At 68.1% G+C, this 17,027-nt stretch carries 11 protein-coding genes; 4 read left to right on the top strand and 7 right to left on the bottom strand.

The genetic code is table 11. The features are described from left to right. Positions 1–72 precede the first annotated feature (72 nt). The 4 genes from NCS28_RS28235 to NCS28_RS28250 all read left to right on the top strand — a co-directional run bounded on the left by NCS28_RS28235 (position 73) and on the right by NCS28_RS28250 (position 4,250). Positions 73–1,023 (top strand): anti-sigma factor, encoded by a 951-nt coding sequence (locus NCS28_RS28235; protein WP_250517073.1) that lies wholly within the window; start codon positions 73–75, stop codon positions 1,021–1,023. 107 nt (positions 1,024–1,130) lie between these two features. After that, positions 1,131–1,973, top strand: coding sequence for a hypothetical protein (locus NCS28_RS28240; RefSeq protein ID WP_250517074.1), 843 nt, complete (start codon positions 1,131–1,133; stop codon positions 1,971–1,973). Positions 1,974–1,991: 18 nt separating this feature from the next. Next, complete coding sequence (locus tag NCS28_RS28245; RefSeq protein ID WP_250517075.1) at positions 1,992–2,885, top strand: Tll0287-like and HAMP domain-containing protein; 894 nt, start codon at positions 1,992–1,994, stop codon at positions 2,883–2,885. A gap of 3 nt (positions 2,886–2,888) precedes the next feature. Next, positions 2,889–4,250: a serine/threonine-protein kinase gene (locus NCS28_RS28250; protein ID WP_250517076.1), complete on the top strand. Its 1,362-nt coding sequence runs from the start codon at positions 2,889–2,891 to the stop codon at positions 4,248–4,250. Here NCS28_RS28250 and tagF read toward each other — a convergent pair. From tagF to tssH, 7 genes are read right to left on the bottom strand one after another with little or no spacing between them, the layout of a single operon-like run. Next, a complete protein-coding gene (gene tagF, locus NCS28_RS28255) occupies positions 4,247–4,795 on the bottom strand; it encodes a type VI secretion system-associated protein TagF (protein ID WP_250517077.1) in 549 nt (182 codons plus the stop codon). The two genes, NCS28_RS28250 and tagF, sit on opposite strands and share 4 nt — an antisense overlap. Continuing rightward, complete coding sequence (gene tssM, locus NCS28_RS28260; RefSeq protein ID WP_250517078.1) at positions 4,792–8,319, bottom strand: type VI secretion system membrane subunit TssM; 3,528 nt, start codon at positions 8,317–8,319, stop codon at positions 4,792–4,794. The genes tagF and tssM overlap by 4 nt, the downstream gene beginning before the upstream one ends. Continuing rightward, positions 8,316–9,653 (bottom strand): type VI secretion system protein TssL, long form, encoded by a 1,338-nt coding sequence (tssL, locus tag NCS28_RS28265; protein ID WP_250517079.1) that lies wholly within the window; start codon positions 9,651–9,653, stop codon positions 8,316–8,318. The genes tssM and tssL overlap by 4 nt, the downstream gene beginning before the upstream one ends. A gap of 28 nt (positions 9,654–9,681) precedes the next feature. Beyond that, the gene (tssK, locus tag NCS28_RS28270) at positions 9,682–11,037 is read right to left on the bottom strand and encodes a type VI secretion system baseplate subunit TssK (RefSeq protein ID WP_250517080.1); all 1,356 of its coding nucleotides are present in this window, start codon (positions 11,035–11,037) and stop codon (positions 9,682–9,684) included. An 8-nt stretch (positions 11,038–11,045) separates the two neighbouring features. Next, a complete protein-coding gene (gene tagH / locus NCS28_RS28275; RefSeq protein ID WP_250517081.1) occupies positions 11,046–12,449 on the bottom strand; it encodes a type VI secretion system-associated FHA domain protein TagH in 1,404 nt (467 codons plus the stop codon). A 9-nt stretch (positions 12,450–12,458) separates the two neighbouring features. Beyond that, complete coding sequence (locus NCS28_RS28280) at positions 12,459–14,432, bottom strand: type VI secretion system Vgr family protein (RefSeq protein ID WP_250517082.1); 1,974 nt, start codon at positions 14,430–14,432, stop codon at positions 12,459–12,461. Beyond that, positions 14,419–17,025 (bottom strand): type VI secretion system ATPase TssH, encoded by a 2,607-nt coding sequence (gene tssH, locus NCS28_RS28285; RefSeq protein WP_250517083.1) that lies wholly within the window; start codon positions 17,023–17,025, stop codon positions 14,419–14,421. The genes NCS28_RS28280 and tssH overlap by 14 nt, the downstream gene beginning before the upstream one ends. Positions 17,026–17,027 lie beyond the last annotated feature (2 nt).

A 17,027-nucleotide genomic window follows, 5' to 3' on the forward strand; every position in this document is an offset into this window, starting at 1 on the left:
CGCTTCGGGCCTTGACGGACAGCGCGGCACAGAGCGCTGCACAATAAGCCGCGAACAGCGCCGGACGGCCTTATGAATTCGGACGACATCGAACTGCTGGCCTATGTGGACGGCGCGCTGTCCACGCATGAACGCGAGGCGGTCGAGCGCAAGCTCGCCGCATCGCCCGATGCGGCATTGCGTGCCAGGTGGCTCGCCGCGTCGCGTCTGCCTTACGCGCAGGCGTTCGCCGGGCAGCGTCTGCCGCCGGTGCCGCCCTCGCTCGAACGGATGGTCGACGGCATCGTGCACGCCGCACGGCTCGATGCGTCCTCGGCGCACGGCATGGCGCGCCGCGTGTGCGCAAACGACGCCGGCCTCGACGTGCCGCGTTCCCGGACCAACGACGCGCGCAGGACCGTCGGATCCGGTTGGCTCGCGGCGGCGTTCGTTGCGGGCGCGCTCGTCTGCGGACTCGCGTTGCACTTCGATCGGGACGACGCGCGCATCGGCATCGCTTCGACGACGGATGGCGCCGATGCCGCCGCGCCGTGGGTCGAAGCCGCCGCGCGCTATCAGCAGCTCTACAGCCGCGACACGCTCGCGAGCGTCGAAGCGGACCCCGCCTCGTCGAAAAAGACCGTCTCACGGATTCACCAGGACGACGCGCTGGCCATGAGCGTCCCCGATCTGCGCGCCTACGGCCTCGCCTTCAAGCGCGTGCAGCGGCTGCGCTTCAATGGCCGTCCGCTCGTGCAGATCGTCTATCTGCCCGAGCGCGGCGATCCCGTTGCGCTCTGCATGATGCGCGAGCCGCAACCCGACGCGCGCCCCGCGAGCCATGCGATCGCGTCGATGGACGTCGTCACATGGCGGCGCGCCGAAATAGGCTACGCGCTCATCGGCGCAGCGGGCGGCGCGGGCCTCGACGCGCTCGCGCGTCATATCGCGGACGGCGACGCCGCGCCGCTCTTCGGCTCGATCGGCGGCGTGCCCGACGGGCTTCTCGTTCAATCGCGCGCCATGCTCGCGTCGGCGCAATAACACGGCATAAGCACGGCATAAGCACGGAATAATCGCGCCGCCCGGCTGTTGAGTTGAAGAGACCGGCATTCGCCGGGTTCGAACGCTTCTTCACCCGGCAGCAGAGCATGGTTCATCGATCGCACCTCTGGATAACGGCACTCTCGATCGCGCTGACGCTGACGTCGCCGGCGCACGCGGACTGGACGCTCGCGCGCGCCGATGCGCCCGTCGCCGTGGTGCGTGGCGCGAACGTGAGCGCGGCGCATGCGGGCGACCGTCTGCGCGACGGCGATCTGCTCGAATCGGGCGACGGCGTGGTGCATCTGCAGGACGAGCACGGCACGCTCGCCGCACTCGGTCCGCAGACGCGGGCGATGCTCACCGCCGACGCGCATGTCGCGCTGCTTCGAGGCTGGCTCAAGATCGCCGCCGCGGCGTGCGCGCCGCCGTCCTGCGCGACGACACCCGTCACGCCGCGCGTCGATACGGAGCGCGGGGCCATCGACATCGGCGCGAACGCGGCGGCGATCGTCGCCACGCGCGACGACGCCATCGACATCTTCAGCGAAACAGGCGCGCAAAGCTTCGCGGCAAAGCCGCCCGCCACGATCGCCGACGGCCGCTTCGCGAGCATCGATGCGCGCGCACGCCTGCAACGGTCGGCGCGTCCGCCGGATGCGTTCATCGCGGCCATGCCCGTGCCGTTTCGCGACGCATTGCAGCCGCTCGCGCGCCCGGTGCCTCCGGCGAGCACGACGCCGTCGCGCGCCGTGACCTACGACGACATCGCGCCGTGGCTCGTCAGCACGCTGCCCGCGCGCAAGACCTTTCCCGCGCGCTTCCGTTCGCGCCTCGCCGACGCCGCGTTCCGCCGCGACATAGGCACGCATCTGAAAGCGCTGCCCGACTGGCGCGCCCTGCTCTATCCGCCGACGCGTTCCGGCGTTCGCCGCGCGCGCTATCCATAAGCACGATCCGTCATCGCCATGAAGCTCAGACTCTCGCTCAGCGTCAAGTTCAACCTCGTCTTTCTCGTCGTCTTCGCGCTCGCGCTGGCCGCGATCGGCGCAGTCTCCGATCGCCTCCTGCAACAGCAGGCGATGGAGGAAACCGTGCATGACGCGAACATCCTCGCGAGCGCGGCCTCGTCGATGCAGAACTACACGGCGGCGCACATCACGCCGCTGCTCGCGACGCAGATCAAATACTGCTTCGTGCCCGAGTCGATTCCCGCCTTCTCGGCCATCGAAATGCTCGACCTGCTGGAGAAGGACTTCCCCAATTTCTCCTACAAGTCGACGATGCTCAATCCGACCAACCCGCGCGACCGCCCGACCGACTGGGAAGCCGACGTGATCCGTCATCTGCACGATCATCCGCAACTTAAGCTCATGTCCGGCGAACGCGATGCACCCGGCGGCCGTGCGCTCTATCTCGCGCGCCCGAGCCGCATCACCGACGCCGCGTGCATGCAGTGTCACAGCACGCCGAGCGCCGCGCCCGCCACCGTCATCGAGAAGTACGGCACGGCGAACGGCTTCGGCTGGACCATGAACGAAGTGATCGGCGCGGAGTTCGTGTCGGTGCCGATGGCGCAGCCCATCGCGCGCGGCCGGGCGGTGTGGCGCACGTTCATGCTTTCGCTGACGGGCGTGTTCGCGGTCGTGCTGATCGTGATGAACGTGATGGTGCACGTGCTCGTCACGCGGCCGATCCGCTCGCTGTCGCACGCCGCCGACGAAATGAGCCTCGGCAAGCTCGACACCGCCATCCTGCCGACCGGCGGCTCCGACGAGATCGCATCGCTTGCCGTGTCGTTCGGGCGGATGCAGACGAGTCTCGTCGAAGCCTTCCGTATCCTCGACGAAGAGCAGGCCTAGCCGATGTCCTCCACCGGCGACGTACCCGCGACGCTCGGCCGCTACGTCGTCGAGCGCGTGCTCGGGCGCGGCGCGATGGGCGTCGTCTATCTGGCGTTCGATCCGCGCATCGAGCGGCGCGTGGCGATCAAGACGATCCATCGCGAATCGAAGGACGATGCCGCCGCGCACGAGCTGACCGCGCGTTTTCTGAACGAAGCGCGCGCGGCGGGGCGTCTCGTGCATCCGAACATCGTCGCGATCTACGATTACGGCGAGGCCGGCGACATCGCGTTCATCACGATGGAATACGTGCGCGGCGCAAGCCTCGCCGCGCGCCTGGCGCAACAGGCGCGCGCGGGAACGCGCATGAACGCGAAGGATGCGATGAGCGCGCTGCGCTGGTTCGCGCAACTGCTCGACGCGCTCGATTACGCGCACGATGCGGGCATCGTCCATCGCGACATCAAGCCGGCCAATCTGCTGATCGCGCCGCGCGGCGAATGCAAGATCGCGGACTTCGGCATCGCGCATCTCGATACGTCGGCGCTCACGCAGACGGGCACGCTGCTCGGCACGCCGAGCTACATGTCGCCGGAGCAGTTCACCGGCGATGCGCTCGATGCGCGCTCGGATCTTTTCTCCGCCGCCGTCGTGCTCTACGAGATGCTCACGGGCGTCTGCCCGTTTTCGGGAACGCCGGGCGCGGTGATGCGCAAGATTCTCGACGACACGCCGCCCGCGCCGACGACGATCGCGCCGGATTTGCCTGCTTGCGTCGACGAGCTGGTGATGAGGGGCATGGCGAAGCGCCCCGATGCGCGCTATCGCTCGGCGCGCGAATGGCGCGACGCGCTGCTTGCCGCGCTCGCCGCCTATGCGCACGACGACGCCGAACGCACCGTGCTCGCTCATGCCCTCCCGAGCGCGACGCTCGATGCGCCGCCCGCTTCCGCCCCGCTGCCGCACGCGTTGATCGAGCAACTGGAGAAACGCCTGGCGAGCCACGTCGGACCGGTTGCATCGCTGCTGATGCGGCGCGCGTGCGCCAATGCCCCGGATATCGACACGTTGCGCGAACGCCTCGCCGCGCACTTGCCCAACGACGACGCACGCCGCGATTTCGATGCGTTCCTGATGCGCTCCGCCGCCGGCTCATCGCGTTCGATTGCAGCGCAGAAGATCAGCACCGAAAGCGTGAGCGAGGCCGCAGCGCGTCTCACGTCGTATCTCGGTCCGATCGCGCGTATCGTCGCGCGTCGCGCGGCCGCGAACGCGAACGATCTGCCGACCTTCTATGCGCGTCTGCTGGATGCGGTGCCGCAGCAGCATCGCGAAGCGTTGCGGCGCGAATGGGACATCGAAGGGAGCATCGAGGGCGATTAATCCGCATCGTCGAGCAGATGCAGGAAGAGACCCGCATCGAGCGCGCCTTCGTGCACATGCGTCTCGTCTCGCCCTGTCCACCATGCGCTGCCGCCGTCGTAATGCACCGAGTAAAAGGGTTGCGTGCGCAAGACGGTTAGTTGCTTCTCGAATACGGTGAGCGAAAACGACGGCGCGAGCGTCGAGAGCGCGAGCGCGCAGGCTTCGTCGTGCCACGATGAAGCGCCCGGGCGCGATTCGCCGTCGATGCGTTGCGCGATCACGAACGGAAAATAGCGCCCCACGGCATCGATGCCCGGCATGAGCACGCCCGCGCACGCACATTCATCCACGACGGAAGCACTCGCGCAAAAGCGCCACACGGGCATCGCGAGATAGCGTTCGAGCCAGTCGTCCGGATGACGTTTGCGCGCGGCGAGCAAGCCGTGTTGCAGCCACGCGTCCCAGCGTTCGACGAATACATCGGACAGGCCGCGACCGACGAAATCCCCATGCGTGCGCACCTTTCCATAAAAGCCCGCGCCGATTCGATCTCTCACGTTCATAGCGAAGCCGGGCAACGAAAGGCATTGAGCACGCCCGCGCGGAACGGGTTGTTCACGCTGCCGGCGACGAGCGCGAGCGCGACCTTGCCGCCATCGAACGATGCCGTGAAGTGGTCGGGCTGACCGGCCTGCTGAATGCGCACATTGTCGAAGAGACGAAACAGCGCCCACGGTCCGTCCGCGCGCGGCGTCGCGCCGTTCGCGGGATCGAGCTCGACGTGCGCCTGCCCCGTGCCCTTGCCGCTCGGCCACTGGAACGCGGCGGTGGCGTTCGGCGCGTCGCTCGACGCGGTGAGCTGCGTGCCGTCGACATCGAGCATGAAGCGCTTCACCGACGGATCGAGCGACGCCACTTTGGCCGAGAAGCGCACGGAGACGTCGCGCCCGCCGTCGCGAAACAGCGCATCGCGCAGCATCGCCGCGCGCTGGAACTGCACGGGGACATCGTCGGGAATACCGAGCGCCTTCGCTTCCGGACGCCATTTCCACACCGCGCCCGACGTGTCGATGCGGTTCTGCAGGTTCTTCTGAAAGAACGCGTCGATCAGGCCGCCCGGCGCGAGCACGCGCGCGAAGTCGTCGGGCGCGGCATCGCGCGTCGAGTTCTTCGCGAGCGGATAGCGGCCGTCGAGCGCCTGCCTGCACGCGGGCGCGACCGTCGACGCCCACAGCGACTGCAACTGCGCGCGCTGGCTCTGGATCTGCACGGTATCGGCGTTGCCCGCGACGCCTTGCAGCACCGCCGCGACCGGCGCGGGCGCGTTCTGCGACATCAGCTTGAGACGATCGAGCGGACCTGTGGCGGGCAGCGGCAGCGACTGCTTGCGCGCGGTGTCTTCCGCCTGCAAGGTCGATGCCGCATCTTTCAGCGCATTGATGATGTCGTCGAGCGGTGCGCCCGCAAGATCGTGCAGCGCCTGAAAGTGCGTATCGACGAGCGTGGGCGCGGCGGGCCGATCCGTATCGACGCCTATGCTCTGCTTGATCGTATCGAGCTTGCCGGGCTGCGCGGCAGGCGGCGTTAGAGTCGTCTCGCGCGCGATGGCCTGAATCAGCGCGCGCAGCGGCGAATTCGGCGAGCCGAGCAGATTGGCGACACGCGCGCCCTCGTCCGGCGCGGTGAACGGCACGACGCCGATATCCGCGAGCAGCGCATCCCACTCGCGAATGGCTTCCTCGCTGTAGAGCCTCGTGAGCGCGGCGCGCAGCGTGTCGGCGTTCTGCGCATTCTGTGGATCCTCGCGCGACTGTCCGTTGCCCAGCACCCAGTCATCCTTCGTGAGATTGGCGAGCGCGCCTTCGCGCAGCCGCGCGAACGCCTCGAAGCCTTCACGCGTATAGGCCCCGTCGATGCCCTGCGTGAGCGGCGCGCCGCTCTTTCTCACGAATACGATCTGCCCGCTCGGCCCCGCCGCCTTCGCGACGCTGAACGCCGGCAAACGCTGCTGCGCGAGCTGCTGCCGGATGCGTCCGTCGAGCCGCTGCGCGAGCGGCACGCGATCGAGGACGGCGCGCGCCTGCGCGATCAGGCTTTGATCGAGCGGCAGGTTCGAATCGAACTGACCGCGCCGGAACAGCGCCTGCAAATGACGTTCGACGTTCGCGCGCTGCGTGTCGCTGGCGTTTTTCATGGAGCCGTCGCGCCATGTGCGCATTGCCCAGACCTGCAACGCGTCCGGATCGAAATGCGACGGATCGCCGAGCATCAGATACGCGCGCAGCGATTCGTAGAGCGTGGCGGGATCTTCCGCATTGGCGTGGCGCAACTGATCCTCCATGCGCTGCACGACCACCGGCAGCAAGGTCTGCCGCAAGAGACGCTCATACAGACGCTGCGCCTCCAGGCCGAGCTTTTCGCGCTGATCGAGACCGAGGCTCGTCCACCACGGCGCATCGCGCGAGACGCGCTCCGCTTCGCCGCCGGGCAATTCGCGCGCCGCGTCGAGCAGCGGCAGCACCGCGAGCGGCGTATCGCCCGCGCTGGTCTGCTTCGCGCGCTGCGCGACCGCGGCAATCTGCTGACGGCTTTCATCGACGAAACGGCGGTTCGCGCGATCGCTCGCGACGAGGCCGATCAGACCCGCCGCCAGCAGCACGCCGATCGCGCCGATCGCCGCTCGCTGCATGCGCGAACGCCGCCGCTCTGCACGCGGATCGCTGCCCGCGATGCCCTGCTCCGCGAAGATCACGTCGCGCAGCAAGCGCTTGACGAAGTACGCGCGCCCGCTCGATGCATCCGCCATCACGACTTCGCGGCGCAGGCCGAGCGTGGCGGCCATCGCGCTCATCATGCGGTCGAGCGGACGGCCGCTCTGCGTGCCGCTCGTGAAGTAGACGCCGCGCAGCAACGCGGCGCGCGCGAATCGCGAGTCGCCGAACGCGTCTTCGAGAAAACGCTGCAACGCGTGCTCGATACCCGCGAACTGCTGCGGAAACGAGTAGATCAGCGCGCGGCGGCGCACGTCGGTTTCCTGCTGCATGCGCTGCAGCACGCGGTCCTGCAATTGCCCATGCAGCAGGCGGAACTCGGCGGGAAAACGCGCGATCGGCGTATCGCCTTCGGGCGCGTTCGTCTCCGATGCGAGCGGGAATGTCACGCCCCACACTTGCTCGCGCTCGTCGCGGCCGAAGTCGTCGAAGTATTCGGAGAAGCCCGCGAGCATGTCGCTCTTGGTGACGATCACGTACACCGGCAGGCGCACGCCGAGCTCGTGGTTCAATTCGGCAAGACGCTCACGGATCGTCACCGCATGCGCGGCGCGCGCCTCGTCGGACTGTTGCAGCAGATCGGCGGCGGATACGACCGCCATCACGCCGTCGAGCGGACGGCGCGGACGATACTTGCGCAGCAGGCCGAGAAAGCCGAGCCACGCGCCACGGTCGGCTCGTTCGTGGCTGTCTTGCGTCGTGAAGCGACCTGCCGTGTCGAGCAGCACGGCGTCGTCCGTGAACCACCAGTCGCAATTGCGCGTGCCGCCGACGCCGCTCACGGCCTGCGCGCCGAGCCGGTCCGCGAGCGGAAAGCGCAGGCCCGAGTGCGCGAGCGCGGTGGTCTTGCCCGCGCCGGGCGCGCCGACGAACATGTACCACGGCAGATCGTAGAGCGTCTCGCGGCGCGGCGAAAGCCACGGAAGCCACGCGCGCACGCCTCGTCCCGATGCGCCATGGGTCTCGCGCAGCGTCTTCAGCGCGTCCTCGAAGCGCGTGCGCAGCGCGACGAGATCGGCGTCGGCGGCCTTGCGCGCGGGGTCGGGCGCGCGTCTGGCGGGGTCGAGCGCGTCCGCGACGAGGCCCTGCACGAACTGCGATCCGGCAATGCGCGTCTTCGCGACACGCACGCCCCAATAGAGCGCCCAGCACGCGAAGACGAGCGCGACGGCGAGCCAGCGGTGCGCGGGACGCTCCAGCGGCGCGCGGCCGTCGAACGCGACGAGCGGCCCGTAGAACCACACGAGCGCCGCCAGCGCGAGCACGCCCGCGAACGAGACGACGGCAGGCTTCTTCAAGGCATCGATCCACTTCATGGCGCGGCTCCCGGCGAAAGAATGTCGATGGTCACGCGGCGATTGCGCGCGCGCCCGGCGGCGTCGCCGTTCGATGCGACCGGCTCCGTGTCGCCGCGTCCTTCCGCGGTGATGCGCGCCGGATCGGGCAGCTTCGCGGCGAGCATCGCGCGCACGGTGTCCGCGCGCGCCTGCGACAGCGCGACGTTCGACGCAAAGCGCGCCGACACGATGCGCTGGTCGTCCGTATGCCCGATCACGACGACATTGCCCGGCTTGTCGCGCAATGCCTCGCCGATGCGTTGTACGAGCGGCACGAAATGCGCATCGAGATCGGCGCTGCCGGACGCGAAAATCTGCGTGCCGCTCGCGGTGTTGTTGAGGGTGACGCTCGTGCGGTCCGCCGACTCGCCGACCGTGACGAGCCCTTGCGCGATCTCCGGCGCGAGAAAGCCGCTCAGCGCGGACGCGAGCTTGGGCGCCGCCTGCGTCTTCGCGGCAAGTACCGGCGCGGGCGCGACGCGAATCGAACGCATCGCGGCGAACACCGGATCGGAGAACGCGTTGATGCGCAGCCCGAGCACGAGGCTCGCCGTCATCAGCACGACGGCCGCGAGCGCCAGCGCGACCCACAGCGGCAGAAAACCGAGCAGCCGTTTGCGTTCGCGTTCGGCGGGCCGCCAGTGCGGCGAGAGCGCGCGCTCCGCCGCGCCGCGTTGCGCGCGGATCATCTGTTCGAGCCGTTCGCGGATCTCGTCGAGCTGCCGCTTGCCGCCTTCGATGAGGCGATAACGCCCGTCGAAGCCGAGCGCGAGCATCACATAGATCAGTTCGAGCATGTCGATATCGACCGCCGGCGTCTGGGCCAGCCGTTGCAGGATCACGAACAGCCGCTCGCCGCCCGACGCCTCGTTGTGAAACGTGACGAGCAGGCTGCGACGGCCCCACACGCCCGCGCCCCAGGGCGTCGCCGCGATGGCTTCGTCGATGAAGGTGCACAGGCAATAGCGCGCCGGGCCGAGCCGCGCATCGGGCACGCCGAACGCGCGGCCATCGGCTTCGAACTTGCGCACCATCCGGATCAACTGCGTGCGCAAGGCGTCGAGGTCCGGGTGACTCGCGAGACGCCGCAGCGGCAGCGCGAGTTCGAGCAACGGATTGGCCGCGCGCAGCAGTGGATTGCGCGCCGCGATCGATGCGTCGAGCGGCGCGAGCGCTTCCACGTTCGGCGTTTTCCGATTCGGCTCGGATTCGGCAATACGCTCGCGCTTGCGGCCCGGCGTCGGCATGCGGATGGTGCGCGCCGCATCGAGGAACGCTGCGTCGTCGAGCGGCGGATTGGATTCGTTGGTCATGGGAAGACTTCCTTTGAGCGGCACGGCTTCATCGACCCGCTTCATTGACTTGATGACGAATGGCCCAGAGCTCCATCGCGAGACCGGGGAATTCGCCCGCGACGTGCAGCGCCATGCCCGCCGACGATGCGAGCGAAGACCACGCTTCGTTCCTGTCGTCGAGTTCGAAGTAGCTGTAGCCCGCGTGGAACGGCAACTGGCGCGGCGCGACCGCGAGCGCGCGCAGCGCGATGCCCGGCAACTGCAGATTCACGAGATCGCGGATTTTTTCGATGCTGCCGATCTTGACCTGACTGCCGAACGCGGAGAGCAGCGCGTCGGTCGGCACGTTCGCGCGCACCGCGAGCACGAAGGTCGCGCCGCCGAACAGCGAGCGGTCGTTGACGAGCGCGACGCGCAGGCCATAGCGGCGTTCCTCGATCGGAATCGACACGACCTGCGGATCGGCCACGCGGGACAACGCGAGCCGCAACGCGACGATGACCGGCTCGAAACTCTCCTTCAGCCGTTCATGCCGGTACGCGGGAAACGAGGGCGGTCTTCGTCCGGCCTGGCTGAAGGTGGCGAGCTCGCCCGCCAGCGCAACGCACGTCCGGTAGAACGCCTCGGGGTGCAGCCCGCTGATCGCGCCGAAATGCGCGATCAGCGGTTGCGCGCGATTGACGATCTGCAGCAGCAGAAAATCCGCGATCTCGGCCATTCCCGCGCCCTCGGGCTGCGCGAGCCGTCCCGCGAGGGCTTCGCCGCGCTGCTGCAACAGACCGCCCAGCTCCGTCGAGAAACGCGCGAGCCTTCCCGCGACGCGATAATCGAGGCACGGCGCGCAGTAGTCGTCGTCGAGCACGACGCGGCCGTCGCTTCTGCGTTCGACCACATGCGCCACGCCCGCGCAGGCGTGCGCATGCGCGACATCCGGCGCGAGCGCGAGGCGCAGACGCAGCTTGCCCACTTGCAGGAGCGTCGGGAGCGCATCGGCGTCGTTGCTGTCGTGGACTTCGAAGTCGCCCGCGCGATAGCGCGCGAGATCGTCGGCGTGTTCGTCGCCGCCCGATTCCGGCGCACCCGGACGGCGCACCGGCAGCGCGAGCATCACCGTGACATTCGCCGCGTTCTCGGGAATGTCGAGCGGCTCGGGCAGATCGTCGCCGGCGGGCAGGTCGAACGGCGTGCCGTCGGGCAGCACGCCCGAAGCCGCGCGCAACGCGAGCTTGCCGAGCTTGAGCAATGCCTCGTCGATTTCCAGCTTCGTGAAGCCCCACGCATAGGGGCGCAAACCGCCCGCGCGGCCTTCGAGCAGCGCTTCGACATGACGGTCGTGCTGCTGGAGATGTTGCGGCTGGAGGAACATGCCCTCCGACCAGATGACCTTGTTGTTCCAGTACATGATGTGACTCAGCCTTTGCGGGATTGCAGCGCGTCGAGCTGCGCCTGATACGCACGGCCGAACGGTTCGCCGATGCGTTGCTGGAAGTCGTCGCCCGCATCGCGCGACACCTGATCCCAGGTCTTGACGAAGCGTTGCCACAGCCGCGCCTTGTGATTGCCGACGATGGCGTCGAGACGGCTCGGCGCATCGAGCGAGCGTTCGATCACGGCGGGGTCCATGCGCGCCATCGCTTCGTCGAGCGCGGCGCGCATGCCGGCGATGAGCGCGAGTTCGTGCGCCTGGATGTCGCTGAACGCGGCGCGCAGGGCTTCTTGCGGCGGGAGATAGCCACGCCCGCGTGCGCCGAGCATTTGCGTCAATGCGCGGTCGGCATCGGGGAAGAACTTGAGCGGGTTGTTGTCCCGCTCCTCGATCATCGTCATCGCCATGCGGCCCTCGCGTTTGGTCAGCGCGCGGGCACGGAGGACGGACATCGTGCCTTGCGTGGCCTCGCGCAGCATCGAGCCGGCGAGGCGCGCGAGGTCCGTTGCGCCGATGTGCGCGACATCGGCGGGATCGATACCGAGGCCCTGGATCAGCGCGCCGAGCGTGTCGTCGCGCTCGTGCGATTGCGGCGGCTTGCGCGGATTCGCGTCGTGACGCGCCGCGCTTCGCATGTCCGCAGAGGGAGCGCTCGAAGCACTGCGCGTATCGGCCGGTTCGTCATGTGCAGGCTCGGGGATCGCCGACATCGCGCGCTCCGGCGACACGTGCTCGAGACTGCGCGACGGCTCGGCCGCACGGCGTTTGCCGCCTGCGCCCGCATCGCGCAACGGATCGCCCGCGCTCAGCGCGTCCATCAGCGCCTGATTCGCCTCGCCGCCGAAGTCTCCCGGCTCGCGCAAGAGCGGGCTCGCCGCGAGCGGATCGGGCGTGAACGGTGAGTCGTCTTCCTTCTGCACAGGCTTCGCCCGCTGCATCGAGCGATCGTGCGGCGCGTTCCAGTCGTCGGGGATGAGCGGCGCGGATGGCGGCGCCTCGAATTCCGGCGTCTCCGGCAGGCTCGCGACGGGCGGCAGCGTGTGCGGCGCGGGTTGCGTCATCAGCGTCTGGTCGATCGCGTGCCCGGTTTGCGTCGATACGACCAGCGTGTAAGCCCCGATTCTGATGCGGTCCTCGTGCGCCAAGGCCGCCTCGCGCGACCCGTCCAGCGCCTCGTCGTTCAGCAGCGTCGGATTGCTGCCCGCATCGACGAGCACATACGCGTCGCCGCGCCGCTCGATGCGCGCCTGAATGCGTGAGATGCCGCGTTGCGCATCGTCCAGCACCAGCGTGCAATCCGGCGCGCGGCCGATGGTGGCGCTTTCCTCGATGTCCACCGTGCGCGGCAGGTCGCTATCCTTGCCCTGCACTGTCAGCGTCAAAGTCATCGTGCTCTCCTATTTGCGGCCACCGCGCGTGCCGTCGTCGGCATCGCGGGGCGGCGCCGGCGGCGCGGGGGGAACGGCGAGGGGCACCGGCGGCACGCCCGGGCCGAGCGGAATCGGGAAGCTCGACATCTCGATGGTCTCCGGACCGATCAGGATGTACGACGCCCCCGCGCGCAACGCGATGGTCGCGCTCGCCTCGATCTCCACCGCCGCGCCCGCCTTGATGCGCACGGCCGCGCCCGCGTCGAGCGAATACGCCTCGCCGACGAACTGGTCGTGCGTCGTCATGCTCGCCGCCGATACGCGGCCGAGCACGCGCGAAGTGCTGTCGCCCATGACGGAATCGTTGCGGGCCCCTCGCGTCGCGCGGAATTCGCCGCCGCCGATGCTCACGTGGCGCTCGCCCGAAACGCTCATCAGCGCGTCGTGCTTGATCCAGGTTTCGTGATCGCGCTCGGCGTGGAAGAACATCTGCTCGCCGCCCTTGCTGTCGTCGAAGCGCACTTCGTTGTAGCCGTTGCCGCCCTTGGTGGACTGGCTCTTGAACGTGGACACCGCGCTCTGCGCGGGCAGTTCGTACGGCGGCATGTTGGTCGAGTTGTAGACCGCGCCGGTGATGACGGGTCGGTCCGGGTCACCTTCGATGAACTCGACCAGCACTTCCTGTCCGATGCGCGGCAGGACCATCGCGCCCCAGCGCCGGTTCGCCCAACCCTGCGCGACGCGCACCCAGCAGCGATCGAGCGGACCGGCGCTGTCGGTCTGCGTGAGCTGTTCCCAGTGGAACCGCACTTTCACGCGGCCATACTGGTCGGTGAGAATCTCTTCACCGGGCGGGCCGATGACGACCGCCGTCTGCGGACCCGCGACGCGCGGAGCGGGCGTCGTGCGCGGCGAGCGGAACGTGTTGTCGCTGCGAATGGCCCTGAAGCTGCAATCGAAGATCGGCTGCGTCGGATCGTTCGACGAAACGTAGGCATCCGATACGACCTCCGCGTGATTCTCGGTCACCAGATACTGCCGGTTCTGCTTGCTGCCCGGATGATCCCGAAGGCGGAACAGGCCGCCCGCCGCGATGCCGCGCGCGGTGGCGCGACCTTCGATCGCGTCGTTGCGCGTGCGGTGAATCTCGACGTTGATGCGCGCGAGACGCTCGCCGTCGCCCGCTTTGAGATGCCCGGTCAGATGCTCCTGCATCAGATAGCGCGGCGGATCGTAAGGCGCGCTGCGCGTCGCGCGCGACACGAGCCCTTCGCTGTTGCTGACTTGCGCCTTCTCGAAGTCGTAGTCGTTGACTTCGTAGCGGCCGGTTTCGAGCGTCGCGCCCGAGACCCATCGATACACGCATTCCTCGTCCTGCTCCGGTCCATCCCACGCCTGAAACGGCACGGTTTCGTAATGCGCGATGGGACGATGCACCGCGCCCGAATCCGCGAGCACGAGCGTGTGTTTGCCGCCCCCGTGCTCGAAGAAATAGTGGATGCCTTCGCGCTCCATCAGTCGGCTGACGAAGTCGAAATCGGTTTCGCGATACTGCACGCAATGATCGAGCGGCGCATAGCTCGCGGTGCACGCGTTACGAAAATCGATGTCGTACGATTCGAGCACCTTCGACACGATCTGCGGCACCGTGCGCTGATAAAAGAAGCGCCGGTGCATCGCGCGCGTGAGCAGCCACATTCGCGGATGCACGACGGCCTCGTAACGCGCCATGCGGTTCTTCGTGGTGTCGCCGGGAATCAGCAGACGCAGCGTCGTTACGATGCCGTTGAACTCGCGCGAGCCGCCCGCCGGGTAATCGAGCGTGACGGACAGGTTGTGCCCGAGCGCCGTGCCCGGATCGATGTCGTTGCGCGTCGAGAGAAACGCGATCTCGAAGCGGCTCAGACGTCCGAGCGCTTCGCTCGCGGACATGCGCATGAACACGGCATCGTCGCCGAGCGGCGCGCAGCGCATGCGGACGTGGCGCTCAGTCGAAGGCATAGCTGAACTCCTCGCCGGCGATGCCCACGTGCACACGCGCCAGCGTCTTGCCGTCCATCACGCGCGACAGATACTCCGTGCTGATGCGCGGCAGCACGCTGTTGGTGAGAATCGCGTCGATCATGCGGCCGCCGCTTTCGAGCCGCGTGCAGCGCAATGCGATCTGCGCGACGACGTCATCGTCATAGGTGAACGGCACGCGATGCGTGCTCTTCACGCGCTCGCTCACGCGTTGCAGTTGCAGGCGGATGATCGCTTGCAGCATGGTGTCGGAGAGCGGGTAATAGGGAATCGTCACCATGCGTCCGAGCAGCGCGGGCGGGAACGTGCGCAGCAACTGCGCATGCAGTTCGCGTTCGATCACGTCCATCGGCGCGGGCGCGCGCGGATCGCGGCACAGTTCGGCGATGCATTCGGTGCCCGCGTTGGTCGTCAGCAGGATCAGCGTGTTGCGAAAGTCGATGGAGCGCCCTTCGCTGTCGTCCATGCGGCCTTTGTCGAAGACCTGAAAGAACAGTTCGTGCACGTCGGGATGGGCCTTCTCGACTTCATCGAGCAGCACGACGCTATGCGGACGGCGGCGCACCGCCTCGGTCAGCACGCCGCCCTCCCCGAAGCCCACATAACCCGGCGGCGCGCCCTTCAGGAGCGACACCGTATGCGCTTCCTGATACTCGCTCATGTTGATGGTGATGAGATTCTGCTCGCCGCCGTATAGCGCCTCGGCGAGCGCCAGCGCCGTTTCCGTCTTGCCGACGCCCGATGTCCCCGCGAGCAGAAACACGCCGACGGGCTTGTCCGGATCGTCCAGGCCGGCGCGCGAGGTCTGCACGCGCCGCGCGATCATGCGTGTGGCGTGCTGCTGACCGATGATGCGGCGATCGAGCAGTTCGTCCAGATGCAACACGTTGCCGATCTCGTTCTTCAGCATGTTGAGCACGGGCACGCCCGTCCAGTCCTGCACGACCGCGGCGACCGCGTGACGATCGACGCCCGGCAGGATCAACGGCGCTTCGCCCTGATGCTCGGCAAGCCGGGCCTGGCGTTCGCGCAGTGCGCCGAGATCGGCGTCGGGCGCGTTCTCGCGCAGCGCATTGCGGCGCGCGAGGATGTCCCGCACCATGTCGCGCTCGATGCGCCAGCGTGCTTCCAGTTCGGCAAGGCCCGTACGCGCCTGCTCCAGCGCCGCCGACGCCGCCGCATGACGCTCCGCCGTATCGATGCCGATGGCCGCCTCGCGCACGATGACTTCGAGCTCCGTGTCGAGCGCTTCGATACGGCGTTGCGCGTCGTCGACGGCGGGCGGCGTCGCGTGCTGGCTCACCGCGACGCGGGCGCACGCGGTATCGAGCAGGCTGACGGATTTGTCGGGCAACTGCCGCGCGGGCAGATAGCGATGCGAGAGCGTCACCGCGGCCTCGATCGCTTCGTCGAGAATCTGCACGCCGTGATGCGCTTCGAGCGCGGACGCGACGCCGCGCATCATCGCGACGGCGCGCGCTTCGTCGGGTTCGCGCACCTGCACGACCTGAAAGCGCCGCGTGAGCGCCGGATCTTTCTCGATGTGCCGCCGATACTCCGACCACGTCGTCGCCGCGATGGTGCGCACGGCGCCGCGCGCGAGCGCCGGCTTGAGCAGATTGGCCGCGTCGCCGGTGCCCGCCGCGCCGCCCGCGCCGACCAGCGTGTGCGCTTCGTCGATGAAGAGAATCACGGGTTTGTCCGCCGTCTGCACCGCTTCCAGCACCTGACGCAGGCGCGCTTCGAATTCGCCTTTCATGCTGGCGCCCGCCTGCAACAGCGCGACGTCGAGCGTGCGCAGGCTCACGTGGCGCAACGCGGGGGGCACGTCGCCCGCCACGATGCGCAACGCGAGTCCTTCCACCACCGCAGTCTTGCCGACGCCCGCCTCGCCCGTGAGAATCGGGTTGTTCTGACGGCGGCGCATGAGGATGTCGACGACCTGGCGGATTTCCTCGTCGCGGCCGACGACCGGATCGAGCTTGCCGGAACGCGCGTCTTCCGTGAGATCGACGGTGAAGCGCTGCAAGGCGTCGTCCGTGCGATACGTTGCGGCGCTCGCTGGCGCATGCTCTTGCGCGAGCGCGCCCGATGCTCCCGGCGAGCCGTCGAACACGTCGGCGAAGGCGTCGATCAGGTCGTTAGCCTTCACACGGTCGAACTCGCGCGAGATGCCGCGCAACGCATTGCGCAACGCCGGCGTTTGCAACATACCGACGAGCACATGCGCGCTGCGCACCTTTTGCGCATCGAAGAGCAGCGACGCATGTACCCAGCCGCGCTCGACGGCTTCCTCCAGTTGCGACGAAATATCCGTGACGGACGACGCCCCGCGCGGCAGGCGGTCGAGCGCCTCGGTCAGATCGCGCGCGAGCACGGCGGGCTCGATTCCAGCATGCCGGATCACGCGATGCAGATCCGAGTCGGGCAACTGCAACACCTGATGCAGCCAGTGCGCGACCTCGACATACGGATTGCCGCGCAAACGGCAGAACGTGGTCGCGCTTTCCATCGCGCGGAAGCTGAGCGTGTCGAGTTTGCCGAACATGACGGCGCGGCTGATGTCTGCCATTG

It is taken from the genome of Caballeronia sp. INDeC2 (assembly GCF_023631325.1).
Classification (GTDB): domain Bacteria; phylum Pseudomonadota; class Gammaproteobacteria; order Burkholderiales; family Burkholderiaceae; genus Caballeronia.